Raw genomic sequence first — 21,552 nt, forward strand, 5'->3', positions numbered from 1 at the left:
ATCAGCCCCGGTCGCGCCTCTCGCCGGGGATCAGTACCCCTCGCGCTCGATACCGGTGAACCGGTCTAACAACTCGTCTGCGTCGGGTAGAAGTCGACAGATGCGGTCCCGCAAACGGTTGGCGTGCTCGTTGAGCGACGAGAACTGGTCGTGGTCCTCGAGACGGTCCTGTGGCAATTCAGCGGCGATAACCGCTCGCTTCGATTCGACTCCGAAGTATTGGCCGAGGAGTTCGTATGCGAGAACCTGACATTGCTGGTCGACAGCGGTCCTGATATCCGCGCGGTCAACCGGTTTACAGAGGTAGTCGTCGAACGGGAGTTCGAGGAGTTCCAACCCCGGGTCGATTGCGGTCACCATGATAACTCTGGTGTGAATATCATACTCTCGTAACTCACGGAGAATATCGTCACCAGACCGTTCCGGCATGTGCCGATCGAGGAGAATTACGTCCGGCGGGTCAGACTCGTCGACCGCAGACAATGCCTCAGGACCGCTGTAAGTAACTGTGACGTCAGCCACTGCGTCCAGCCGGAGGGCGTACGCGTCGGCGACCTCTTTCTCATCGTCAACGAGCAGCACCCGCGGCCTGTCAACGTACATGTCGGCCGTCACGTGGTGTCGATACTTACTACAGCGTTTAATAGCTGTGGCTTCCGAGAAGGTCTCTCCCGGGGATACAGGCGTAACAGCGGTCTACGGGATCTGTGCTCGCCCCAGAGGGTGAGCCGCCACTCGGTGCGTGTCACCGACCGCACAGCGTGGCAGAAGCGAGGCACATTTGAATTGTCGTCCGTCAAGCCGCTCAGACGAGGATTGTGATCTCCAATCGATTCTCGACGACCGAAAATTGGAGTGATCGTTAAGTAGCAATTTGGAGTACCAATCCCGACGCGACGTCAATCGGCTGAGTGACTTTCCTGACCGGGTTGACCCGTGAGCTGCCCTGGGATATCAGGGAGACTACGGTCACGAGTTAGCGTTTGAGACCCAGCGTATAGCGTGATTGCGACCGCACAACAAAGATAGAAGATAGCGTCACCAGAAAGGGTCTCAAAGACCCCAGGCGCACCCCCGGTCGGATCGCCGACAGGAGGCATATTATGCGACGCGTGCGCGATCATTACGGCCGGAAGCGCGCCGTTTGTGCTGTTGTACAGCCATCCGAGAATGACGGACATCATCGTGATATTCAGCATGTACTCCCAAAAGACGGTGAAGTTGCCCGCCCCGCCGAGTATCATCGGAACATGCCAGAGCCCCCAAATAATGCCGATGAACACGCTTGCCGATATCGCCGAAAAACGGCGCTGGAGACGAGGTTGAAGAAATCCACGCCATGCGAGTTCCTCGATCGCGCCAGCGAGAAGAAGTGTAACCCCGAATGTGATGAGATACGCGAGAGGCGGCGCTGCTGGAACGCTCACGTCTCCGCCACTGACGAGCGTAACGATGGTTTCGAACTCCGTGCCGAGCAGCATGATCCCAATCCCGGCAAGATACCAGTGGATGCCGACCCGTAGGTTGCGGAGTTGTCCAAGCCAATCGCGAATGCTCTCGTCGACGATCCAAACAGTGAGACCCGCGCTCATCATCGGCGTCCACGCGTAGACGATCGCCGCAGTGCCGGGCAGCTCAGATCCGAAGACCGCATACAGCATCGCTGCGACGGCAGCGGATACCGCAATCAGTACGAACATGAACGTTCTAACGGGGCTCGCAGATGCTCGCTTTGTGAGTGCGGTGAGCCGGCTCATCGATCTTCCCCACAGGACCATGACGCGAGGTGCGCACAGACACAATTGGATTGACGACACGACCCGAGTTGGGTGATGAACCGATGGCGCTGCGTTAATGCCTGATCTGGACCCGGCATGGCTGAGCTCATGATGACGCCGCAATTAAATCCGGTTTACGCATTTCTGCCTGTGAAGTACCGCTACAGGAATTATACAGTCAATATTTGGATTTATTGCGGAGGCATGGACGAGTCGAAATCCAAGCGTTACAACACTGAGGCGACGGGCGGAGAAGCTGAAGGCAATCAGTTAGTTATCTCGTGGTTTGAGGTTTTATAGAGATTCGAGGAGAATACCTACGGCTTGAGCTGCAGGACGAATCCGACAGAACCCTACACGAACCACTGTTCGGTGGCATTCCCGAGTTTCCAAAGCCCGCAGTTTCAAATGGTGTCAATTCGTACTAAAGAGTAAGATCAGGTCGGAACGGAGCGATTCCGAACGGCCTTGGGAGGCGGCCTCGCCGCCGCTAACGAGACAATACCCGAAATACCAACACGGTGAACGCGAATGCCAGAAACGTTCGTCTGTGCCTGTCGGTTGAGCAAGTCCAAGTGTACCAAGTCTGTCGACGTGTTAGCGACTCCCTCCTGGGAAAAACAACAGATGAGTCAACGGCATTGAGGATAGAAGTAACGGCGGCTTGGCACCGCCAGTCACCCACCGTTTTGCGATGCGTTAAACGATTTCTCGAAGAAGAAATCGGATTCACGATTGCGAACCTGAAACTCCCACCGCTCGGGATTCCTCCGCGTGAACGCGGAGGAGGATGTCAATAGTTGGGAAGTGCCATGTGGATCGGTCCTGCGAGTCAGTAACCCGTACGCTTTTTTGTATCGTCAGACACGGTATATACATGAACGAGGACTTATTCGAACGTATTTTAATTCCGATCGCGAGTCCCGACGACGCTGAAGCGACGGCACGTGCGGTTCGGCCGCACTTAGACTCGGATACGACTCTTATCGTAACACACGTAACCCCGGGAACGGCCGCGGAGACGACAATAAAAACCGGCAGAGATCAGTTCGCAGGAGCGACTTACGAGAAGTTCGTAGACATCCTATACCGTGATGATCTCCAGTTTGAGTGGGCGACGCTTGAAGGGCGCGAGGTCGCGGAGGCACTCACTGATGCGATCGATATGATGGAGGCGACACTCGTCGCCTTCACACCTCGAGATATGGACACGTGGGAGCGGACAATTGCCGGCGACCCGGGAGGTAAACTCATCCGAGAAGCAGACGTTCCGGTGATGGTTTTCCCGAACCAGCAAGCCTGATCGAACCCTCGGAATGCGGCGCTCATCAGCAACTACAGTATTATAACGCGGTGGCTGACGTGTCACATAGTTTCTTTTAAATATACTGTAAGCGACCTCCCTCTATGAGCGCGGTAATGGACAGTGCAGTTGCGAGTACGCCACAAGTAGCAGTGCTTGCTGTCGTTGGCGCGCTTCTCTGTGGCCTTGTCATTCCGTATTTTCTGCGTTCGGTAAGCTAAGAGAGACAGCGCATCGGGGTCTCCTCTCAGAAACGTTGTCACATTCGGAGCTACACAGCACCGGTCCGTCCCACCCGCTCAACTAAGAGATACATCGAGATCCGCAGGCGAGTCCATACGCTCCCTGCCCGCTAGCGGTGGCGCCTAACTCACAGGTGGAGGCGGTCAGCAGCCAGAGACCCGCCTGCAGCCGGAGATAGCTGGGCTACGGGGTATGGGTCAACAACAGCGGCAAACGCCACGTTCCTCGGCGCCGTCTCCATCTCAACTGATACTGCTCACCAACGGTTGTCTCCGAGACGATCACGACGTAGCCACGATCGATTTTTGCGATTCCATCGCCCTGGTCACAAAGATACGCAATCTCAACGACTCGTCGCTCACCCTCAGTCACAGCTGAGAGCGGATCCGCAGTGGAGTGACCGGAGGCCGAACACTCATATCCCCAACTCCGGTATGAGAACATGTGAGCACAGACCGAGGCGTGTCGTCGGTAATCTCGGTTATTTTGTTAGTCGCCATCGTCGTTGTACTCAGCGGAGCTATTGCAATTGCGGCTTTAGACGTCACCACGGCACTCCGGGAGCCGGCGCCACGAGTGGCCCAGTCGAGCGGCGATTTCGCCCCGCAGGACGGGACGAGCGGGGGTATCGTTACGCTCACGCACATCGCAGGCGATCCTGTCGCGGTGTCTGACACAGAGATTGCCGTGCGTGCCGATTGTGACAAAGGCGTCCGAAGCGGCCGCATTGTGCATCTACCAGCCGGGGCAGGGAATGCAATCCGTGAATCCGACGGCCAGATTGCGGGCGCGAATCTCTTCGATGAACGCTCGCTAAAGGCAGTGGACAACGCTGTTGCAGACGTGGGTGACGGTGGAGCGCTGCTTCAGGGTGGCCGGTACGCTGTGGGAGACACAATTATGTTCCGGATCCCGGAGAGTAAGTGTGCGCTGGCCACCGGCAGCGACGTGTCTGTCCAAGTGATCCACCGGCCATCACAGACAGTTGTGATCCGCAAAACGATGGTCGCGTAACCCCAGCCGGGTAGTGGATGGCTCGTCTGAGGTCACCTCCAACGGTGCCGAGAGCCACCCGCTTCGGTAACACACGCCCCACGCTCACCTGTACTGACCGATCACTCTATCCCGCAGATTAGCCTCGGTTCGTACCATGTTCGCGCCTTCTATTCAGAGGACTGTTTGTCTCAGGCGCTGAGGATTTCAACAGAGACGGATCAGCGCGACCTGCTCCATACTGTGGGGATCGTAGATGAGGCTCGGGTCCTTGCGTTGATCGACCTCGTTGAGGATGATGACGGTTCGCGGGCCGTCGTACCGTTGGAGTGGCGCGTATTAGCTCAGACGTGGTATCAAAACGATATTTAACCGATTTGACCGCTAAGATCACTTTTTTGCCGAGACAGCACTGTGCGCATTCGATTTCGAAACCCCCTCGAGGTTATACAGACTGGAAGGCGAATACACCCGCCTTTAGGCGGGTGATGAAGCCGACATGGTGGGAAGCAATCCGCTGGCCGAACGTCTGTACCGAGTTTCATATACCGATGTTTAACTGACAGGCCGCTCTATACGTAGTTAGGAATCGGTCGGAACGGAGCGGATTCCGAACCGTCCTTCAGAGGCGGCCTGTCCGCCCGCGTACCGAGGCAGTATTTGAAAGGGCAGTCGGTGAACGCTACATCCTCGAAGGGTGTGTCTGTGTTGACTGCTCGAAGCGAGTCAGACGATATCCCCAACTCCGGTGATGCCTGCCAGCGTCCCCGCGGCAAAAACAACACTTGGACGCCGTACACGGCCGAGGATAGGGGTAACGGCCAGTTGGCATAGCCAGCAGTCCACCAGTCCGACACTGTGGGACTACCCATGCCCGAAAGGACTGGGAGTCCGGTAATTAGACTGCGAACCTGAAACTCCCACCGCTCGGGATTCCTCCGCGTTTACGCGGAAGAGGATGTCAATCACTCAACAAGACTCTCACGCCTGTGCGAGATCACTCAACGACTCACCGACGGTAAAACCGATTGTGTCGTCGAACTCTTCGCCACCGAACACTATCGCAAGCATCTCCTCGCTCGGGTTATCAATAGTTATTGACGACGAGGTAGCGGATTCGACTTGGATGGCTGGATCATCATCCAGTTCGACCCTCGCGTCATAGGCTCTAGAATCAGTCCATACGTCCTCATACGCAGTCATGCCGTCTTCATCGTCTTTTTCGTCGGCGTCTTCATCGCCCGATGCCGGCGGCAATTCAAATGCGTCCGAGAGAACAGTCTCATCCGCCGAATCGGTAATCGTCACAGTGCCAGTAAGGGTATCGTCAGTTTCGTTGAAAAGGTTGACATCGCCCAACGCGAGGTCGGCAAGACTGTTGACGATCCCTGTACAGCCGGCTGTTCCTGCGATGAGCACTCCACCACTGCAGGCGAGGAACCGTCGTCGGGAAGCGCTGTCTAAATACTGACGGACCGTCCATTGGAGGGCCATGTCACCTCATCGAAGTGCTACCGACATCAAGATACGGAAGACTAAAATCCGATTTGAAACACGACAATTTCCGTCTATCAACCCCCCGTACTAGACTTTTGTAGCCTTCGGAGATGAATTTCGGGAACCACATTACTGCGATAGCACCACCAACGAGCACGAAGTAGCTGAGTGACTTCGCTGAAAAATATTCACGTAGAATAGCGACAAATATTCAATTTAGCTACGCACCTGTGGCCGCCTCGATCCAAAGTAAACGGGCGTCCGCCTCCACCGCACTCGACATCGACGGCGTGGAGCGGACAGACGAGTGACGGCGACGGCAGGCCATACTCAGTTCGAACTGACGCCCGTTTCAGCGGAAAGTGTCGAAGCGATCGGCTTCCGACGGAGCCGACCGTACGAGTGCGTTACCGGTCAGGGTCTTCGTTTCGGCCGTAATGCCCGCCTCTCGCCTCGGGAAGGTCGCCTCTTCTCACGTGTGGTCGGGGCGGACCACCAATCGTCCCCGTAGACGTCAACACCAGCGACAGGACCCTCAGCCGAGCCGATAGTTGCTAACGCGGTCTCGCGCAACGTACATCGAGAAGAGACCGACGAGACACGCGATGACAGCCGAAACGAGCGTCCCACTGAGACCGATCACGAACTGACTAACCCCGAGGACCGAGCCGAGCGCGCGGCCGACAGTACCGGAGTGTGCGATAAGGGTCGGGAGCGCGACGACAAGTACGGCGACCGGGTAGAGTGCGAACGCGAAGGCGCTGGGGACGATCGCTTTGGTACTTCGAGAGACGCTGACGGCCTCAAAACGCGGAAAACCGACACCGATTCCGGTCCCGATCGTCCCCGACACGACCGACAAGACGAGCGCTGACACGCCGAGGCTCGCAACGACCGGTACCGAATGCGGACTCAGAAGTCCCGTGGTAACGGTCGCCACGACGGTTATCGGCGCTATCAGGAGGGCACCGGAGAGGGCGTGTCCGATGACCAGTGAGCGTTCGGGGGTCTCCGAAAGCAGTGTGACGGGGAGCGCTGCGCCCTCTTGACCCACCACGTTGAGCGCGAACAACGACCCGGCAACCCACGTTCCACTGAGCACGATCCACAGCGGCAGCCCGGTTCCGATCTCCCCTGTTTGGACGGCCGTGACAGTCGGACCAGCGAGGACGATCAGGGGATACAACGCGAACGAAAGCGAGATCGGCGACCGGCGTGCACGTTTCCAATCGACTGCAACGACACCGAAGACCGGCCGTGAGAGAACTTTTGAGAGGCCGTTGAGCCGTGAAGATCCCCCCTCCGACCGCTCGATCTCGTGCGTGATGTGAACGCCATCAGCGTACCAAAGCCACTCTGCAAGTCGGGATAGGGACGCAGCCGCGACGACGACGAACGCTCCTGTGAACCCCACCGCGCCGACCGCCCTGAGCGGTGACGCCCCGATACCGAGCCCCACTGCCGCGAGGTCGCCGAACCAATCGATCGGCGTCGGCGCGAGCGCTCGATAGACCGGTTCCAAGACAGACGCGAACGCGTTCGTGAATATCAGCGCGAAGTACCCGATACCGAACAGAAGCAGGAACAGCGTTCGAAGGCGGCTGAGGAGCCGCGATCGAACGCCGGCGTTTCGCACCCCCAGTGCGATGATGAAGCCTGCCGGGATCCCGGTCGCGAGTAAGAGACACAATGTGAGCAACAGGGCGGGGATCGTGAGCAGCGAGCCGGCACCGACGGCGAACGCGACTGTGGCGGCGCTTCCGATTTTGAGGAGGAACGCTGACCAGAGCGTTAGTTCGGCAAGGACGAGGCCACCGATCACGTCCCGGTGTGAGACCGTCGTCAACAAGCCGCCAACGTTGTCTGGGCGAAGCGCGACGGCGTACGCGCGATATCCACCGAATCCGACCACGAAGATCCATCCGTAGACGAACGCCATCCGCGCCCATTCGAGGAGCGGCTCGGTCTCGCTTCCGGCGACGAATCCCCCGGCGAGGTACGCCCCGAACACACCGCCGATTGAGAACGGAAGCAGCATGACGCCCGCGAACGCGAGCGCCAACAGCTGCGTCGTGTTCCTCCTCATCGTCCGCCAGCGGCGTCGGAGTTCGGTCCAGGCGATGAGCCGGGGCCGTTTTGCACGCCTCATCGGTCCTCAATCCGTCCGTCGTCCTCGACTCGTCCGTCTTGTCGGGCCGTCGCGTCTCCGGCGTTCCCGGGAGCCGATTCGGAAGCTGCCGGGCCGCGTTCGGCGGTGACCGAGAGGAACACGTCCTCAAGCGTCGTTCCCTCTTCGGCTTCCATCCGCGCCGTCAGTTCCGCGGGTGCGCCCTCGGTAACGAGGTCGCCCTCGTAGAGGACGCCGACGACATCCGCGAGCTCTTCGACGACCGAGAGGATATGCGTCGAGAGGAACACCGTGTGGCCGTCGTCGGTCAGGTCCGCGATGACGTCGATGACGGTTCGAGCCGCCCGCGGGTCGAGTCCGCTGGTCGGTTCGTCGAGGAATACGACGTCGGGCTCGTGTAACAGCGCCTGAATCAGCCCGATCTTCTGGCGCATGCCCTTCGAGTAATCGTCGATTCGCTTGTCGGCGTCGTCCGTGAGACCGAATCGATCCAACCAGTCTGCGATCCGAGTCTCCATCTCGGTAGCGGGGATGTCACGAAGCCGACCATAGTACTCGAGCTGTTCACGACCGGTGAGTTCGTCGAAGACCGGCGGCTCTTCGGGAAGGTAGCCGATCGATGCCCGAATTTCATCACGGTCAGAGACGGGATTTCCGTTGATCCACGCCTCACCGTCAGTCGGTCGCGTCAGCGACGTCAGCATCCGCATCGTCGTCGTTTTTCCGGCCCCGTTCGGTCCGAGGAAGCCGTACACCGTGCCGGGGTCGACGGCGAGGTCGAGCCCGTCGACAGCGATCTCAGTCCCGAACTGTTTTGTCAATTCACGCGTCTCGATGGCGCCTGTCTCCTGTGTCATTGTGACGGATGGATGGTCAGGTTCGTACCGCAGTCGGTCATAGGGCGATACCTCCGACTCCGACAGCGACGAACGCCAGCGCGACCACCGTCGGAAACACCGCCCGCCAGAGCCGTGAGAACGCGAACCGTCTCGGGGAGCGATCGGTGATGACAAGATCGCCTGTGAGGACGGCCTCGTTCTGTTGCCGTTCCGTGTGTCCCGCGATAAGATACTCCTCGTCGGGAACGGTCCGACGTTCGACGTAGCGCCGCGTCCCGAGTCCGGGAATAATCCGTGCCCATCTCGCAACGGGTTCGAGATCGTCTCGCACGTCGACGAACCGTTGGATTCGCTCGGGTGGCGTTTCACTGGCACCGACGGTGATGACTGTTGATTCCGTATCGAGAGAGAACCGTTTGGCGGACGGGACGACGTCGAGAGACCCGGACGGACCGTCGAGAGTGAACGGACGCGTCGTCATACCGTCATCGAGATGGGTTTGAAACCACGGGATCCCGATCCCGAACGGTTGCCGTTCGGTGACCTCGAACTCGAACCCGAGGCTCCGCGATCCCGTGAACGGAGTCGTAAGGGTCTCGCTCGATTCGTTCGCAACGCCGCGGCACACGACGAAGGAGCCGGTGCTGGCCACCTCGCTCGGGTCTCGAACGGTGGCACGGAGGACACTCGGTACGACCGCAAGCGGCCGGATCCCGTACCAGCCGATCGCGAGACCGAGAGCGATGAAGCCGCTCCCGACGACCGTGTACAGCATCAACGGCAGGGACGCGGCTTGTCGATCGCATGAGCGGCGCGGTCGGTCGTCGTTGCGCCTGACCGGGACGGGTTTCCGTCCGTCCCGACGAGAGCTCGGTCGAACCTGCTGAATGTCGTCGTCACGAACAGTGTCGGTTGCTCACGGAGAGGCCACGAGACCTCTCGGAGGGCTTCGAGGAGGGCCACACTCTACGTGTCAGCGAGACCTACGCATAAAATGACGGGATCGTCCGATTCGAAACCCCGGTGAGACACAGCTGTCGAACCGTCCGTGAGAGACGCCCCGTAAGCCACCACCAGAAGGGCTGACCATGGAGTTTGAGTATCCCGACCTATGGCCCTCCGCTCAGTCGAAAACGTTGCGGAAGCGTTCGGCGTCACACGGGAGTTTCTGACTCCTATTGATGTTCGCCGCTGGCGGACGCTCGCGCTCGTCGCGCTCTTCGTCGGGGGCGGCGTCAGCTCCCCGACGGCACAGCTCAACATGTCGACCCGACAGGAGACGTCTGTGAACTACCCTCCCCTACTCGCTCACGGCTGACGCCGTTCGCTCCTTGAGGGAAGGGCCTCCTGTTTCCACGACGCGCTTTGCAGATAGGAACGTATCCACAGGGAGCGCAGTCCCCACAGGCGTTGACGAATCGCAGAGCGATTCGTTCGCCAACCAGAAATCCTCGATTTCTGGTGACGTTGATTCGGAGTGTCCCACTCCTACATCTTGTAGACCGCGAGAAAGGATGCTCCACGCCGCGCTCGCGTCCCTGTCCGCCTCAAACCCAGAAGACGGACAGGAGTGTTCACGGACCCAAAACGGCTTGTCGGTCGAAACGCCGCACGACGCGCACTCCTTGGTCGTCCCTCTCGGGTTGACCGCGACGAAGTGCGTTTCTTCACGCTCGCACTTGTATTCGAGCAACGAGAGGAACGTTCGCCACGCGGCAGACGCAGTGTTGCGGCTGTTCGACGGACCTTTCATCATCCCCTCCACGTTCAGGTCTTCGACCGCTACAAGGTCGTATTCTCGAGCGTAGTACGCCGAGAGCCTGTGCAAGAAGTCGCGGCGCTTCCGTCGCAGGTCGGCGTGACACTCCGCGACTCGACGCCGTTATTTCTCGTCGTTGTTCGACCCGTGCTGTTTGCGCACGAGCGTCCGTTGCTCGCGCTCCAAGCGGTCGCGTTCGTCTGAGGGGTCAGACGTATCCGCGCCCGGTTGTGGGCTTCGAGGCGCGCCGCGAGCAGTTCTGGTTCCGGTACGAGGACCGGCGGCCTGAGGCGGCACGGGAGCTTCGACGCGAAGCGATTGCGAAACGCGCCTCGCTCTCCGGCGGCGACGCCGCCGCGCGAGCCATCGCGGACAAACACGGGCGGCCGAGGCCGACGTGCCGGACGGAACGCAGCTCTCGCTCGGCGAACTCGCCGACACCGGTATGTGCGCGACGACCCAACAACTGGTATGTCCACCACGAGCGTCGAGACGGCGGCCAATCCGCAGGCGCTGGTCGACAGGCTCCCAGCAGCCCCGGGCGACTGGGAACGGAACGAAGAACCCGGCGGCATCGTTGAGTACCGGCTTTCGGACGAGGAAAGTCCCTGTACCGCGGCGAAAGTCGCTGTCCGTCCCGACATCCTGAGCGACGCGGCCGTCCGGCTCGTCCGCAAACGCGGATGTGGCGACGCGGGGAGCGACACCTTCGACTCGATCGCCGCCGCCACAGACGCAGTCAGCCGAGAACTCCGCCACGTCCTCGCGGCTGTCGGCGACGACCAGCCGCGATAGATTCGGCTGCGGGCTCGGTCGCGGCATCAATACCGGCACTAGCGGCTCCGGTGCGCGGCACCGGCGCGGGCCGATCGCCATACCGACATCGGTATCCGACGGGGTGACATACTGTGTGCCGTGTCGACACGACACACTGACGCCGCTTCGGCCGCGCTCGTCGCACTCGCCGTTTGGATTACCGGGCGGCGAGACGGACGTTCGCCGCGAGCGTTGCTTCGCCCGGTCCCGTTTCTCGGCGGTGCGGCCGTCGCGGTGTTCGTCGAAGTCACGTTCGCGCGGTGGCCGGAACGCACGACTCGCCTCTGGCGGTATCCGGCGATCCGCTTCGGCTCGCCGCTCGCGCTCCTTGCCGCGACCCTGTCGGTTGGCCGTCGAAGCGGCGCGCCACACGCGGCGACGCTCGGAGGCCTCGCCGGGTACTTCGCGCTGCTCATCGGAATCACCACGGACGTCGTTCCCGAGCCGAAACAGTGGTTTCGGCGCTCCGTCCCGGACGAGCGGAGGGCCCGCGACGACGTCGCTCACGGCCGCGAATAACCGGCTCTCGGATCGTCTGACCGAGGACAAGCGACGCCTAGAGCCGTCTCAACGGACGATTAATGCCGCTCGCGCCCCTACATCTGACACTCAGATGTCCGACCGGTACCCGATAGCTGGGCTCCCGACGCCAGACCCGACGTACGATGCTGACCGGGTGGTCGCGATCCAACTCGAGGCGCTAGCGACCAACGACGACCCGTTCACGAACGCCGGCATCGGCGTCGCGTACAACTTCGCATCGCCGGCGAACAGACGGGCGACGGGCCCGTTTGACCGCTTCCGGCAGATGGTGCACAACCCGCGATACGCCCCGATGATCGACCACGTCGAAGCGACGACGGGACCGGTCGAGCGCGACGGCGATGATGCCGTACAACGCGTCACGCTGACCGGCCCCGACGGCCGCACGGTCACGTACGCTTTCGGGCTGTCGCGACGCCGACGCGGCGAACTCGACGAGCACTGGCTGACCGACAGCGTGGTCCGCGAGTAGCGCAGCCGGCCGAGCGATCGCCGCTCGGGTCCCGGTCAGTGATCCCGCCACCGAAGCGACTGCCGATTCAGCGCCTCCACGGCGGGCTTGCCTTCTTCGAGCATTCGGTCGGCGATCGCGATGGCCGCGCGCAGTTCGTCGGCCGACAGCTGCTCGTACGCGGGGGTGCCGTCGACGTGGTCGTACCAGACCCCCTCGAACAGGCCGTCCAACACGACGCGGGCGAAACAGTGGTCGCGGTGGATCGGCCAGTCGCCCGCTTCGGCCGCCTGTTTCGGGAGCGCACCGGTGACCCGCTGGAGATACGTCTCGCGCAAGCGCGTGAGGTCGTCGCCGCCGAGCGTTCGTTGCCCCATTCGACACCGGTGATACGAGCCCGGTCAATAAGACGGCTTTCCCCGCGGCGCTATTCAGCACGGTATCAACAAACACCCCGACATGTGTCAGTAACAATCCGACCGATACAGAGGTCGAGTTCAGCAAGCCACGCCCGGAAGCGAGACACATTGCTACTCACAAACCTTGCCGGGCGTCAATTCCGAGCGACAAAAAACTCGACCGACACAAGACTCACAGATATTTGAGTGATACAAACATATATTGATACTCGTTCCGTAGAGACGCACATGAGCGAATTCGATCCGGCTCCTGACTCAGCGACAGAGACGCCACGGTGGCAAGACGGAACCGATACCTTCGGCCGCGTCTACGATGTGGCCCTCGGTCTCACGTCACCGACGACGTACACGAGGGTTGCAGAACTCGCAGACTGCTCCCCGAACGCAGCGAAAAAGCACCTCGATCGCCTCGCGGAGATGGGGATTGTCCGCGCTGATCGTAGCAGCCGTCCGGCCACGTACGAGCGAAATAATGGGTATCTCGAATGGCAAGAGGCGAGTCGGATCGCCACCGATCTCTCTGTCGATGCGATTATCGACCGCGTCGAAGCGCTTGAACAGCGACGGACGGAGTACGAAGCCGAATTCGGCACCACCGACCCAGCCACCGTTGCGGTGTTCGATGCCGAAGACCACGAGACGATCCACGACCGCATGACTGCAGTAAGCGACTGGCAGGGGGTCATCCGAGACATTCGCTTATACGAACTTGCCCGCCAACTCTCACAGAACGACGGGCACCTCATCCCCGCATAAGATGAGTCCGCCCCCAGAGGATTCAGCGGCTGACTCGACAGGCCCGCCCGATCGACAAACGTTACGCCTGCTTGAAAAACAGTTGACGACGGACCAACTCGTTGCTGCCACCCAGTTCGACCCAAATACGCACGAACCGCGACTGCTCACCGCAACCCTTGACACTGACCGATATCCCGATACGATCGCTGACGCCAGAGTCGATATTCGATGGTTCACAACCGGAGATTTTTCCATCCACTACGTCGAGACCCGGAGAGAGAACACCCACTGGGAGTGTCGCTGGGATCGGCATCCAAACACACACAACACCCGACTCCATTTTCACGAACCACCAACCGGTACTGAAGTCTCAAATTACGATCTCGCTTCACTCCACCCACTCGATGTCTATTCAACGGTGTTCAAAGCGATCGAGCGGCGTATCGAAACGCTCTGGTGAGTGGTCTTTCTGCCCGAACTGAACCGCAGCCAACTAGCAACGAACTACGAGAACTCCGGCCGCTCAGCATACGCGACCGGATCGCGAGACCCGGCGTTCCGGAACGCCTCAAGCCGGAAGGCGCAGGCATCGCAGGTCCCACACGCAGGCTCCTCGTCCCGGTAACACGACCACGTCATCTCGTACGGCACACCGAGTCCCGAGCCACGCTCCGCTATCTCCGTCTCTGGCTTCGTCCCGACATCGATCACGTTCTGAAAGGCGTCGAAAAAAGCCGGACGACAGTCGGGATACCCGGAGAAACCCTCCGAACGCGCGCCGACAAACAGCGTCTCCGAACCGGTCGCTTCTGCGTACGATGTCGCCATCGACGATAGATTCGCGTCTCTGAATGGGACGTACGACGTCGGAATTTCGTCACTCTCCATATCGGCGTCAGCCACATCCATCTCTTCGTCCGTCAGACTCGATGTCCCGATCTGTGAGAGATGCCCCGTTACGATATGAAGGAAGTCACCCGCGTCAGCCTCTTCAGCAAGCGCTTTCGCACACTCGTACGCCTTGTCTTCAATGCGCTTCCCGTACGACGTATGGAGGAAGTACGGCTCGTATCCCTGCTCGATCGCCTCGTAGACTGCTGTCGCACTATTCATCACGCCGGTTACCGGAACCACTGTGCTTTCGTTGCTTATGTCTGCTCAGTTGCGTCGAACTGATCGCCGCTCTGTTCACCACACTGTGCTTTCCACAATGCCATCATCTAACCCTGACACCCTCCCGGCCCGGATCGACCGACGACCCGCCCCGTCCGCACCGGACTGCCGTTGTTTTCATCGTCGAGCCCCTATCGGGTGTATGAGCGATCTCCCGGAGAGCCGCGCGGGTGTGTCGGACATCGACTGTACCGGACTGCAGGCGGTCGTCACCGGGTCGACGAGCGGGATCGGTCGCGCGGCGGCACTGGCGCTCGGCCGGCTCGGCGCCGACGTCATCGTTCACGGTCGCGACGCGGAGGCGGGCAGGGCGGTGGTCGACGAGCTCACTCGAAGCGGGGTCGACGCCGGCTTCCTCCGAGCCGACTTCGCGAGCGTCGACGCGGTCAGGGAACTCGCGGCCGACGTCCGCGAGGAGACCGACGGGATCGACCTCCTCGTCAACAACGCCGGTGGACTCTTCAGGAACGGGGCGACCACCGACGCCGGGATCGAGTACACGTTCCACGTCAACCACCTCTCGCCGTACCTGCTCACGGCCGAACTGCTCGACCACCTCCGCGAGGGCGCTCGCGTCGTCACGACCGCCTCCGGCGCACACGAGGGGGCGTCGCTGGACCTGGAGCGGGTCCGGGGTGATGACCGGTTCACCGGCTTCCGAGCGTACAGCCACTCGAAGCTGGCGAACGTCCTCTTCGCGTCGGAACTCGCCAGACGCCTCGACGCCGCGGACCGTGACGTGACGTCGAACAGCATCCATCCCGGCGCGATCCCGGGCAGCGGCTTCAGCCGGTTCCTGCCCGGGCCGCTCCCGGGGCTCTTTCAACGGCTCGAGTCGCTTCCCGGGGTCACGTCCGTCGCCGACGGCGCCGCGGAGATCCTGTTCGTCGCCGTCTCGCCGCGGACGGCGGACGTCTCTGGACGGTACTTCGCGGATCAACGGCCGCGGTCGCCGTCGAACGCCGCCCGGGATCCCGACGCCGCACGGCGGCTCTGGACGGAGAGTGCGGCGTTACTCGACACGGAACCGCCGTTGGCCGAGGAGTGACCGTCCGCCTCGGCAGGGGAGTCCGGCTTCGCTCGTGATTTCGTCCGTTCAGCGATCGGCCGAAACCGATCCCGAGGGCACGGATCGGACCTCACCCGACGATCACGACGGCGCGGTCCGTCGACCTGAGGACGTCACTGGTGACGCTTCCCATCACGACTTCCGCAACGCCCGACCGTTTCCGACCGGCTACCACGATCTCGTCGGCGTCGAACGACTCGGCGGCCTCGAGGATCGTCTGTGCGACCAACCCCTCGAGTTTCTCGCCCTCACAGCGGAAGCCGGCGTCGGCGATCTCCTCGACGGCGGTGGTCGCCGACGGGATGTCCTCGAACTCCCTCGGCGGTGCGCCCTCGTAATCGGCCTCGTCGACGTAGATCACCTTGACCTCGACTTCGTCGCGGTCCATCGGCAGTGATCGCACGTAATCCGTCTGTTCTACCGTACGCTCCTTGTTCGCGTCGATGGGGACGAGTATTCGATACGTCACAGTCGGAAGTCGTTACTGAACCTACATAATTATTCATCGTATTTTGGCGGATCGGGAATCCGCCGGAGCCGGTGGCGCCCGTCACCCGGCCCGTCCGGTTCGGGATCCGCGGGACCACCGGCGCTACGGTACGAAAACCACCGGACAGTGTTCCTGTTCGAGGATCTGTTGTGGCGTGCTGTCCGAGAACACGGAGTCGATGAACGAGTCCTCGGTGTAACCGATGACGACCGTATCGATGTCCGACCGCTCGACGATCGACAGGATCCGTTGGCGGACCTCGGCCATCGAGCCGACGTCCGTCACCGACTCGATCGACACCTCGACCGACACGTCCAACTCCTCGGCCAGTCGTCTGATGTCCGCTGCGCCGATGTTCTCCTCGAGATCGATCGAGTCCGCCGAGAGGTGGATCGCCGTCACCTCCAACTGGTCGTGAGTTCCGAACGTTTCGAGGGCGTAGTTGACGGCACGTTCGCTGGTCGGCGAGAAGCCGAAGGCCGACTGTGGCACCCGACTGTCCACCGGAACGATGTCGAACGGGAGGAGGACGTGCATACGTGAACTGTATCGTCGGGGAGCATATTTTTATTGATATTTATACATATAATAATCCTCTAAAAACAACGTGGGCGGTGTTCAGATAAGGATGAAGAGTGAGGCGGTGTGTTTTCGATCAGTCCAAAGAATTATGCCGAACCCACCCGCTCGTCATTCGACGTTTACGTCGGTCAGGTACCACGCAATAAGCCGCGCCTGCGCTCGGCGGACGATTCCGCTCGCGGTCGACTTGTCCACGCCGACCACGTCGGCGAGATCCGCCAGCGTGCACCCTCGCGGGACCTCGAAGTAACCCTCTCTGAGGCCGGCGGCGAGGAGCTCCTCTTGTCGGCGTGTGAGGAGTCGGTCCGACCGCTTCTTGTTCACCTTCGAGAGGAGCTCGTACTCGGTACCGCTCGCTTCCAGCGTCTTTCGGAGCTGGTCGAACTCCCCGCGAGTGCCGGTCAAGTCGAACTCGTAGAACCCGTTCCGCACTTCGATCGGAAACTCGGGCGGGAACCCTCCGGCTTCGACGAAGGCGTAGAAGTCGACATCGGTCGTCTCGTACGTCGTGAGGAGCCGATCGTCGGTACGTTCCAACACCTCGTACGCGTCGACCGCATCGTGCTCGCGAAACGCCGCCGCGACCGACTCCGGAGTCCGAGTCAGCACCTCACCAAGTTCCTTCGCGGTGGCGCCGCTGCGGACGCCGGAGAGGAGGCGAAAGGTCGCGTCGGGAAACGCCTCCGACAGGTCGGCGATGTACAGGTCCGCCGGGAGGCGAATGCGGAACCGAGCGTCGATCATGCTGGTCACCGCCGCTTCGGGCAGATACCAACATGTTGGGGTCACACACACATGAATCGCCCGGCAACACTGTAGTATGAACTCCGAGTCGGCCGCTGCGGCCACGAGCGGACGGACGACGCTGCGGACGATGGCGCAAACGATCGCCACGTCGATCGGAGAGCTGCGGCGCCGCGATCCGGTTTTGTCCGCCGTGGCCGCGATCAACGCTGTCCTATTTGGTGCCTTCGCCGTCGGCATCGTCTTCGACCCAACGGTCGTCAACGGGGAACCGGCGTGGCTCAAGCCGACGAAGTTCGCCGGCTCGATCGCACTCGTGTGCGCGACGCTCGGCTGGCTCGGTGTCCACCTCCCGGTCGACCCGGACTTTCGCCGCCGCGTCTCCCGGGTCGTCGGGGTCGGTCTCCTCATTGAAATCGCCCTCATCGGCGGACAGGCCGCGCGGGGCGTTGGGTCCCACTTCAATCAGGCGACGGTCCTCGACGGGGTTGTCGGGGGAGTCATGGGCGTCACAATCGTCGTCGTCACCGTCGCGGTCGCAGCGCTGGCGGTCCGGGCGCGCAACAACGAGTTCGATGTCCACCCGGCGTTCGCCGCGGGCATCCTCCTCGGCATCGGGTGGTTCGTCGTCGGGGCGTTCGAAGGAGCGGCGATGATCGCGATCCAGTCACGGGTCGTCGAGGCGACGGAGCCGACGGTCCCGATCGTCGGCTGGCAGCTCGTCGGAGACCTCCGCCTCGCCCACTTCGTTGGCCTCCACGCTCTCCAGCTGTTGCCGCTGACTGGCTACCTCGCGGCTGTCGGACACCGCCGGGGCCTCGTCGACCATCCGCGACGCGCGGTATTCCTCGTCGCTACCGGATACGGCGCGGTCCTTCTCGGAACCGCCCTCCTCGGCGTCGCCCCGGCCCTCGTCTGACGGGCGACCCCGCGAAACGGACCAGTGGGGCTACACGGTGACGGAGTACCTGCCGGCGTTCCGGATCACGGACCTCACGGAGCGGGAGGCGGACCTGATCGAGCACTTCGTTCCGGTCGCCGTCGACGAGGCGGGTGGCTTCGAGAACTTCCGTGAGACGGCGACGAAGACGAACTCGCTCGTCGATCGGCTGAAGGCGATCGAGTTGTCCGACCTCGACGACGTGGCCGACGGCCCCATCCTGGCCGTCCTGAAAGGACTGGAGTTCGCGCAGTGCATCCGAGAGCCCCTGCCGAGGCGGTGGTGACAGATCAGGTTCGCCCTCTCGTCCGTACAGACCGCCCGCGGCGTCACCGACGAAGAGCGTCGGCAGATAGTCCTCGTGAACCTCGCGAGCGACGCCGTCCGGTGTGAGCGTTCACCAGGCGAGGTGACCGTCTCCGAGAGACTCCGGCGTGCGCGTCACGGGTTATGTGTCGGTGAGTGAGTCGACTCGTAACTCGGGTTCGGCGATCCGGCGTTCCTGTTCAAGCGCGATCGCCATCCACACCGGCGCCAGCGGGTCGGAGTGGTTGAGGTGACCGGCGGCGTCGGCGCGATCGCGAGCGTACATGAACAGGTGGTCGAACCGGAATTGATCCTCGCCCCGGAGCGCTCGTCGCGCTCGTCGGAACGCGCTCCACTCGTTTTCGACCGCTCCCAACCGATCTCGGTACGTCGGATTGGTCCGTCCCATTACGGAGAATCAAGGAGAAAGCCTCGCGTTTCAGCGCGGGGATGAATCCGACAGTTCTCTACAGTAACCAGGAGCTTCTGGTCGGGTGTTTTAACTGAGTGATTGTCATACTGCTAGGTAGCCGAGGCGGTCTACCCGCCCACCTAATCGGACAATATCGGGATTGCCCGAATCCACACAGAAAGCACCCTTTCTGTTGTGGATTTCAGGATGCAGTAAGAAGTACCTCTGAATCCCAAGTCGGGATAGGAGTAACGGCTGATTGACACAGCCAGTAGCCGTCACCGGGACAGCTACAAACCGTAAACACCCCAACCCAGCGGTACGGTGCCGTGGGAACCTTCGCCCTTCAGGGCGGAGAGGATGTCAACGAAAGTGTGTACCCGCTTCCGGGTGCCTTTTCCGGCCGACGACCAGACGGCCGGCTCCCAACAACTCCAAGATAGCTCACCATCCTCTTCGTCGGAACCGCTCTCCTGTTACTGAGTAGTGTGACGGCACACTATGCTTTTCACGGTCAGTCACATACCGGGAAGTATGAGCAGCGACAGAATTGACGCCGAAAGCAAGGTGTCTGGAAACCAAGCGAATATTCCCGCCCGGATTCGGCGGGAACTCGGTATCGACGATGGTGATCAACTCCGTTGGCATCTCGAAGACGACGGGAGCATTCGGGTCCACGTTGTCCGACAGCAAACAGGCACGTTCGCCGACTTTGACGGCTACGATGGTGAGGAACCGACCGATGTGACGAGCGATCACGACGCCTGGGGCGTCGACGTCGAGTAAATGCCGCGAGCACTCATCGATACGACAGTCCTCTTTGCCGCCGCATACCGGCAGGATGGATCCCACGATGCCGCGCTTCCCGTGCTCCAAGGAATCGACAATGGAACGCTCCCTGAGGCAGTCGTCCTCGACTACGTACTCGCTGAAACGCTCAACGGCCTCACGACCCACGCCGGCCACGACGCAGCCGTGGATCTCCTCGATCGCATCGAAGAAAACGCCCGTTTCCACATCGACTCACTCACCACTGACGCCCTCGCGACGGGGAAGGCTCTCTTCCGCCAACACGAACCGCTTTCGTTCGTCGATGCCTGCATTGTCGCGTATATGCAAACCGAGGGGCTCGGCTACCTGTATGCGTTTGACGACGATTTTGACGCTGTCGAGGATGTTTACCGACTCGATACAGCGACGAATCCCTACGACCCAAACTGACGCTGGCAGACGGCACGGCTGGTAACGATGTCCGATCTCAGGGTAGTTGCCCCTCGTAGTCAGCCGCCAGCTCCCGGAACTCGTCCCCACTCCGCGAGCCGAAAGTCGTCGACCTCGCCGTGCGTCTCGAGGTAGCGGAGCGAGGCGTCGATTTCGTCTTCGAGGCCATACGTCGCCGCCTACTCCCGGAGATTTTTCTCGTCAACGTCGACGTCGCTGAGCAGGAGGAGACAGTACGAGCGGTGGCGGCTACCGTCATTGATTAACAGCGTGTGACAGCAGAGCTCTGCCGGGGACTTCTACGGATTCAACAGATCAGACCATTCCGAGGCTGTCCGCGATCGCTATGGCCATTAGCACCACAGTATAAGAGATCACCTCAATTATCGAAGCGACACCTGGCTCTTAGTAGAATTGCGGAAAGACCCGATAACGAGACACTCAACCGCTGTCTCGACAGATCCTCCGGCGAGAGTGAGTGACCGTACGATACCGAAGGTGTGAGCGGCCTGTTCCAAGCCCTGCTTGGACAGGCCGCGGAACTGCCGCAGCCACGGCTGGACGATCGAAAACGGGCACTCAGCTTGGTTGATGTGGACTCCGTCGGGCGATACGTACCTCTCTTTGTGGATGACTGTTCGGTGGTCACGCTCCATCTCTCGGTACGCTTGGAGTCCATCGGTCCAGACCTCTCCCAGCGGCTGGGAGAGGTCTTCAGCCTCCTGAATCACTGGCTCAAGTTCGTCTTGATAGTCGATTCCACGGTGTCCACGAATCACGCGCAGTGAGTCGCGGCACGCCGCGACGAGCGTCAGCTGATCACCGTGACGCCCCCGCCAGCGTGACCGGCCAGACCGTGACGAACCGCCGCGAGAACGGCTGTTCCGCGGCGACTCTTGTCCTTTGTAGCTCGAACAAACCCTGCCAGATTCGCCGACTTGCGTTGGTCCATCGATGATCTGGTCGAGGTGCTTCCAAACTGCGGGGAAGCCGCGCTGAACCGCGGCTTCCACCTCCCGAATCACTGTGTGAACCGTTTTGTAGGCTCGATCGAGGAGCGGCGCAATCTGGTTGATACTTAACCAACATCGACCGTCGAAACCGCCCG

26 protein-coding genes and 5 pseudogenes are annotated in these 21,552 nt (G+C 61.1%); 13 read left to right on the plus strand and 18 right to left on the minus strand.

From position 1 onward, the window contains the following. Positions 1-30: 30 nt before the first annotated feature. Together DJ75_RS09850 and DJ75_RS09855 are read right to left on the minus strand one after the other, a co-directional pair. The gene (locus DJ75_RS09850) at positions 31-603 is read right to left on the minus strand and encodes a response regulator (protein ID WP_094524505.1); all 573 of its coding nucleotides are present in this window, start codon (positions 601-603) and stop codon (positions 31-33) included. A 296-nt stretch (positions 604-899) separates the two neighbouring features. After that, positions 900-1,757, minus strand: coding sequence for a CPBP family intramembrane glutamic endopeptidase (locus tag DJ75_RS09855; RefSeq protein WP_176451434.1), 858 nt, complete (start codon positions 1,755-1,757; stop codon positions 900-902). Between the two features lie 898 nt (positions 1,758-2,655). Here DJ75_RS09855 and DJ75_RS09860 point away from each other — a divergent pair. Further along, positions 2,656-3,081: a universal stress protein gene (locus tag DJ75_RS09860; RefSeq protein ID WP_094524318.1), complete on the plus strand. Its 426-nt coding sequence runs from the start codon at positions 2,656-2,658 to the stop codon at positions 3,079-3,081. A 426-nt stretch (positions 3,082-3,507) separates the two neighbouring features. Here the strand turns inward: DJ75_RS09860 and DJ75_RS19085 are convergent, their stop codons facing one another. After that, a complete protein-coding gene (locus DJ75_RS19085) occupies positions 3,508-3,768 on the minus strand; it encodes a TRAM domain-containing protein (RefSeq protein ID WP_394338275.1) in 261 nt (86 codons plus the stop codon). On the opposite strand from DJ75_RS19085, the gene DJ75_RS09865 reads away from it, so the two are divergent. Further along, the gene (locus tag DJ75_RS09865; protein ID WP_094524319.1) at positions 3,769-4,338 is read left to right on the plus strand and encodes a type IV pilin; all 570 of its coding nucleotides are present in this window, start codon (positions 3,769-3,771) and stop codon (positions 4,336-4,338) included. 198 nt (positions 4,339-4,536) lie between these two features. On the opposite strand, the pseudogene DJ75_RS19325 reads toward DJ75_RS09865, so the two are convergent. The 6 genes and pseudogenes from DJ75_RS19325 to DJ75_RS18200 all read right to left on the minus strand — a co-directional run. After that, positions 4,537-4,647: pseudogene (locus DJ75_RS19325) on the minus strand (AAA family ATPase); the annotation flags it as partial. A 651-nt stretch (positions 4,648-5,298) separates the two neighbouring features. Beyond that, positions 5,299-5,811 carry a hypothetical protein gene (locus DJ75_RS09870; protein WP_241881394.1) on the minus strand — a complete coding sequence of 171 codons (513 nt, stop codon included), beginning with the start codon at positions 5,809-5,811 and terminating at the stop codon, positions 5,299-5,301. Between the two features lie 538 nt (positions 5,812-6,349). After that, a complete protein-coding gene (locus DJ75_RS09875; RefSeq protein ID WP_254921939.1) occupies positions 6,350-7,900 on the minus strand; it encodes a hypothetical protein in 1,551 nt (516 codons plus the stop codon). Between the two features lie 59 nt (positions 7,901-7,959). After that, positions 7,960-8,799, minus strand: a complete 840-nt coding sequence (locus DJ75_RS09880) for an ABC transporter ATP-binding protein (protein ID WP_094524321.1) — start codon at positions 8,797-8,799, stop codon at positions 7,960-7,962. A 37-nt stretch (positions 8,800-8,836) separates the two neighbouring features. Next, positions 8,837-9,556, minus strand: coding sequence for a hypothetical protein (locus tag DJ75_RS09885; RefSeq protein ID WP_094524322.1), 720 nt, complete (start codon positions 9,554-9,556; stop codon positions 8,837-8,839). Continuing rightward, complete coding sequence (locus DJ75_RS18200; protein ID WP_141212005.1) at positions 9,556-9,744, minus strand: hypothetical protein; 189 nt, start codon at positions 9,742-9,744, stop codon at positions 9,556-9,558. The genes DJ75_RS09885 and DJ75_RS18200 overlap by 1 nt, the downstream gene beginning before the upstream one ends. A gap of 148 nt (positions 9,745-9,892) precedes the next feature. Between DJ75_RS18200 and DJ75_RS09890 the strand changes: the two genes are divergently transcribed. After that, on the plus strand, positions 9,893-10,099 hold the full coding sequence (locus DJ75_RS09890; RefSeq protein ID WP_094524323.1) for a hypothetical protein: 207 nt from the start codon (positions 9,893-9,895) through the stop codon (positions 10,097-10,099). On the opposite strand, the pseudogene DJ75_RS09895 reads toward DJ75_RS09890, so the two are convergent. Continuing rightward, positions 10,082-10,750 (minus strand): annotated as a pseudogene (locus DJ75_RS09895) (RNA-guided endonuclease InsQ/TnpB family protein); the annotation flags it as partial. The gene DJ75_RS09890 and the pseudogene DJ75_RS09895 overlap by 18 nt on opposite strands. A gap of 261 nt (positions 10,751-11,011) precedes the next feature. Here DJ75_RS09895 and DJ75_RS09900 point away from each other — a divergent pair. The 3 genes from DJ75_RS09900 to DJ75_RS09910 all read left to right on the plus strand — a co-directional run bounded on the left by DJ75_RS09900 (position 11,012) and on the right by DJ75_RS09910 (position 12,371). Continuing rightward, on the plus strand, positions 11,012-11,335 hold the full coding sequence (locus tag DJ75_RS09900) for a hypothetical protein (protein WP_094524324.1): 324 nt from the start codon (positions 11,012-11,014) through the stop codon (positions 11,333-11,335). 213 nt (positions 11,336-11,548) lie between these two features. Continuing rightward, positions 11,549-11,875 (plus strand): hypothetical protein, encoded by a 327-nt coding sequence (locus DJ75_RS09905; protein ID WP_094524325.1) that lies wholly within the window; start codon positions 11,549-11,551, stop codon positions 11,873-11,875. 94 nt (positions 11,876-11,969) lie between these two features. Next, the gene (locus DJ75_RS09910) at positions 11,970-12,371 is read left to right on the plus strand and encodes a DUF4864 domain-containing protein (protein ID WP_094524326.1); all 402 of its coding nucleotides are present in this window, start codon (positions 11,970-11,972) and stop codon (positions 12,369-12,371) included. Positions 12,372-12,406: 35 nt separating this feature from the next. Here DJ75_RS09910 and DJ75_RS09915 read toward each other — a convergent pair whose 3' ends face one another. Beyond that, the gene (locus tag DJ75_RS09915) at positions 12,407-12,727 is read right to left on the minus strand and encodes a hypothetical protein (RefSeq protein WP_094524327.1); all 321 of its coding nucleotides are present in this window, start codon (positions 12,725-12,727) and stop codon (positions 12,407-12,409) included. Positions 12,728-12,997: 270 nt separating this feature from the next. Here DJ75_RS09915 and DJ75_RS09920 point away from each other — a divergent pair, with 270 nt between their 5' ends. Then, complete coding sequence (locus DJ75_RS09920) at positions 12,998-13,525, plus strand: helix-turn-helix transcriptional regulator (RefSeq protein WP_094524328.1); 528 nt, start codon at positions 12,998-13,000, stop codon at positions 13,523-13,525. A gap of 1 nt (position 13,526) precedes the next feature. Beyond that, positions 13,527-13,967 (plus strand): hypothetical protein, encoded by a 441-nt coding sequence (locus DJ75_RS19380; RefSeq protein ID WP_094524329.1) that lies wholly within the window; start codon positions 13,527-13,529, stop codon positions 13,965-13,967. Positions 13,968-14,011: 44 nt separating this feature from the next. Here DJ75_RS19380 and DJ75_RS09930 read toward each other — a convergent pair whose 3' ends face one another. Next, complete coding sequence (locus tag DJ75_RS09930; protein WP_094524330.1) at positions 14,012-14,659, minus strand: 7-cyano-7-deazaguanine synthase; 648 nt, start codon at positions 14,657-14,659, stop codon at positions 14,012-14,014. A gap of 163 nt (positions 14,660-14,822) precedes the next feature. Here DJ75_RS09930 and DJ75_RS09935 point away from each other — a divergent pair, with 163 nt between their 5' ends. Then, positions 14,823-15,728: an SDR family NAD(P)-dependent oxidoreductase gene (locus DJ75_RS09935; RefSeq protein WP_094524331.1), complete on the plus strand. Its 906-nt coding sequence runs from the start codon at positions 14,823-14,825 to the stop codon at positions 15,726-15,728. A gap of 91 nt (positions 15,729-15,819) precedes the next feature. Here DJ75_RS09935 and DJ75_RS09940 read toward each other — a convergent pair whose 3' ends face one another. The 3 genes from DJ75_RS09940 to DJ75_RS09950 form a co-directional block, all read right to left on the minus strand. Beyond that, positions 15,820-16,218, minus strand: a complete 399-nt coding sequence (locus DJ75_RS09940) for a universal stress protein (protein WP_094524332.1) — start codon at positions 16,216-16,218, stop codon at positions 15,820-15,822. A 123-nt stretch (positions 16,219-16,341) separates the two neighbouring features. Then, the gene (locus DJ75_RS09945) at positions 16,342-16,776 is read right to left on the minus strand and encodes a universal stress protein (RefSeq protein WP_094524333.1); all 435 of its coding nucleotides are present in this window, start codon (positions 16,774-16,776) and stop codon (positions 16,342-16,344) included. Between the two features lie 153 nt (positions 16,777-16,929). Further along, on the minus strand, positions 16,930-17,565 hold the full coding sequence (locus tag DJ75_RS09950; RefSeq protein WP_094524334.1) for a helix-turn-helix domain-containing protein: 636 nt from the start codon (positions 17,563-17,565) through the stop codon (positions 16,930-16,932). Positions 17,566-17,641: 76 nt separating this feature from the next. Here DJ75_RS09950 and DJ75_RS09955 point away from each other — a divergent pair, with 76 nt between their 5' ends. Both DJ75_RS09955 and DJ75_RS09960 read left to right on the plus strand, forming a co-directional pair. Beyond that, complete coding sequence (locus DJ75_RS09955) at positions 17,642-18,484, plus strand: hypothetical protein (protein WP_254921942.1); 843 nt, start codon at positions 17,642-17,644, stop codon at positions 18,482-18,484. Between the two features lie 13 nt (positions 18,485-18,497). After that, positions 18,498-18,719: pseudogene (locus DJ75_RS09960) on the plus strand (restriction endonuclease); the annotation flags it as partial. Between the two features lie 234 nt (positions 18,720-18,953). Here the strand turns inward: DJ75_RS09960 and DJ75_RS09965 are convergent. After that, on the minus strand, positions 18,954-19,220 hold the full coding sequence (locus DJ75_RS09965) for a hypothetical protein (RefSeq protein WP_094524335.1): 267 nt from the start codon (positions 19,218-19,220) through the stop codon (positions 18,954-18,956). Between the two features lie 537 nt (positions 19,221-19,757). On the opposite strand from DJ75_RS09965, the gene DJ75_RS09970 reads away from it, so the two are divergent. Then, complete coding sequence (locus DJ75_RS09970; protein WP_094524336.1) at positions 19,758-20,009, plus strand: AbrB/MazE/SpoVT family DNA-binding domain-containing protein; 252 nt, start codon at positions 19,758-19,760, stop codon at positions 20,007-20,009. Further along, complete coding sequence (locus DJ75_RS09975) at positions 20,010-20,444, plus strand: PIN domain-containing protein (protein ID WP_094524337.1); 435 nt, start codon at positions 20,010-20,012, stop codon at positions 20,442-20,444. It abuts the gene before it with no gap. Between the two features lie 37 nt (positions 20,445-20,481). Here the strand turns inward: DJ75_RS09975 and DJ75_RS19090 are convergent. Continuing rightward, a pseudogene (locus DJ75_RS19090) lies at positions 20,482-20,740 on the minus strand (transcriptional regulator TrmB); the annotation flags it as partial. 87 nt (positions 20,741-20,827) lie between these two features. Then, positions 20,828-21,526: pseudogene (locus DJ75_RS09985) on the minus strand (IS1595 family transposase); the annotation flags it as partial. Positions 21,527-21,552 lie beyond the last annotated feature (26 nt).

This window comes from Halorubrum sp. Eb13, from assembly GCF_002252895.1.
GTDB lineage: Archaea > Halobacteriota > Halobacteria > Halobacteriales > Haloferacaceae > Halorubrum.

What these genes read in the sequence shown, in the direction of transcription:
- DJ75_RS09850 (WP_094524505.1), bottom strand. Translation starts at nt 603, where the DNA reads ATGTACGTTGACAGGCCGCGGGTGCTGCTCGTTGACGATGAGAAAGAG.
- DJ75_RS09920 (WP_094524328.1), top strand. Translation starts at nt 12,998, where the DNA reads ATGAGCGAATTCGATCCGGCTCCTGACTCAGCGACAGAGACGCCACGG.
- DJ75_RS09945 (WP_094524333.1), bottom strand. Translation starts at nt 16,776, where the DNA reads ATGCACGTCCTCCTCCCGTTCGACATCGTTCCGGTGGACAGTCGGGTG.
- DJ75_RS09855 (WP_176451434.1), bottom strand. Translation starts at nt 1,757, where the DNA reads ATGAGCCGGCTCACCGCACTCACAAAGCGAGCATCTGCGAGCCCCGTT.
- DJ75_RS09975 (WP_094524337.1), top strand. Translation starts at nt 20,010, where the DNA reads ATGCCGCGAGCACTCATCGATACGACAGTCCTCTTTGCCGCCGCATAC.
- DJ75_RS09880 (WP_094524321.1), bottom strand. Translation starts at nt 8,799, where the DNA reads ATGACACAGGAGACAGGCGCCATCGAGACGCGTGAATTGACAAAACAG.
- DJ75_RS09955 (WP_254921942.1), top strand. Translation starts at nt 17,642, where the DNA reads ATGAACTCCGAGTCGGCCGCTGCGGCCACGAGCGGACGGACGACGCTG.
- DJ75_RS09910 (WP_094524326.1), top strand. Translation starts at nt 11,970, where the DNA reads ATGTCCGACCGGTACCCGATAGCTGGGCTCCCGACGCCAGACCCGACG.
- DJ75_RS09950 (WP_094524334.1), bottom strand. Translation starts at nt 17,565, where the DNA reads ATGATCGACGCTCGGTTCCGCATTCGCCTCCCGGCGGACCTGTACATC.
- DJ75_RS19380 (WP_094524329.1), top strand. Translation starts at nt 13,527, where the DNA reads ATGAGTCCGCCCCCAGAGGATTCAGCGGCTGACTCGACAGGCCCGCCC.
- DJ75_RS09915 (WP_094524327.1), bottom strand. Translation starts at nt 12,727, where the DNA reads ATGGGGCAACGAACGCTCGGCGGCGACGACCTCACGCGCTTGCGCGAG.
- DJ75_RS19085 (WP_394338275.1), bottom strand. Translation starts at nt 3,768, where the DNA reads ATGTTCTCATACCGGAGTTGGGGATATGAGTGTTCGGCCTCCGGTCAC.
- DJ75_RS09875 (WP_254921939.1), bottom strand. Translation starts at nt 7,900, where the DNA reads ATGAGGAGGAACACGACGCAGCTGTTGGCGCTCGCGTTCGCGGGCGTC.
- DJ75_RS09870 (WP_241881394.1), bottom strand. Translation starts at nt 5,811, where the DNA reads ATGGCCCTCCAATGGACGGTCCGTCAGTATTTAGACAGCGCTTCCCGA.
- DJ75_RS09890 (WP_094524323.1), top strand. Translation starts at nt 9,893, where the DNA reads ATGGCCCTCCGCTCAGTCGAAAACGTTGCGGAAGCGTTCGGCGTCACA.
- DJ75_RS09885 (WP_094524322.1), bottom strand. Translation starts at nt 9,556, where the DNA reads ATGCTGTACACGGTCGTCGGGAGCGGCTTCATCGCTCTCGGTCTCGCG.
- DJ75_RS09935 (WP_094524331.1), top strand. Translation starts at nt 14,823, where the DNA reads ATGAGCGATCTCCCGGAGAGCCGCGCGGGTGTGTCGGACATCGACTGT.
- DJ75_RS09970 (WP_094524336.1), top strand. Translation starts at nt 19,758, where the DNA reads ATGAGCAGCGACAGAATTGACGCCGAAAGCAAGGTGTCTGGAAACCAA.
- DJ75_RS09860 (WP_094524318.1), top strand. Translation starts at nt 2,656, where the DNA reads ATGAACGAGGACTTATTCGAACGTATTTTAATTCCGATCGCGAGTCCC.
- DJ75_RS09965 (WP_094524335.1), bottom strand. Translation starts at nt 19,220, where the DNA reads ATGGGACGGACCAATCCGACGTACCGAGATCGGTTGGGAGCGGTCGAA.
- DJ75_RS09900 (WP_094524324.1), top strand. Translation starts at nt 11,012, where the DNA reads ATGTCCACCACGAGCGTCGAGACGGCGGCCAATCCGCAGGCGCTGGTC.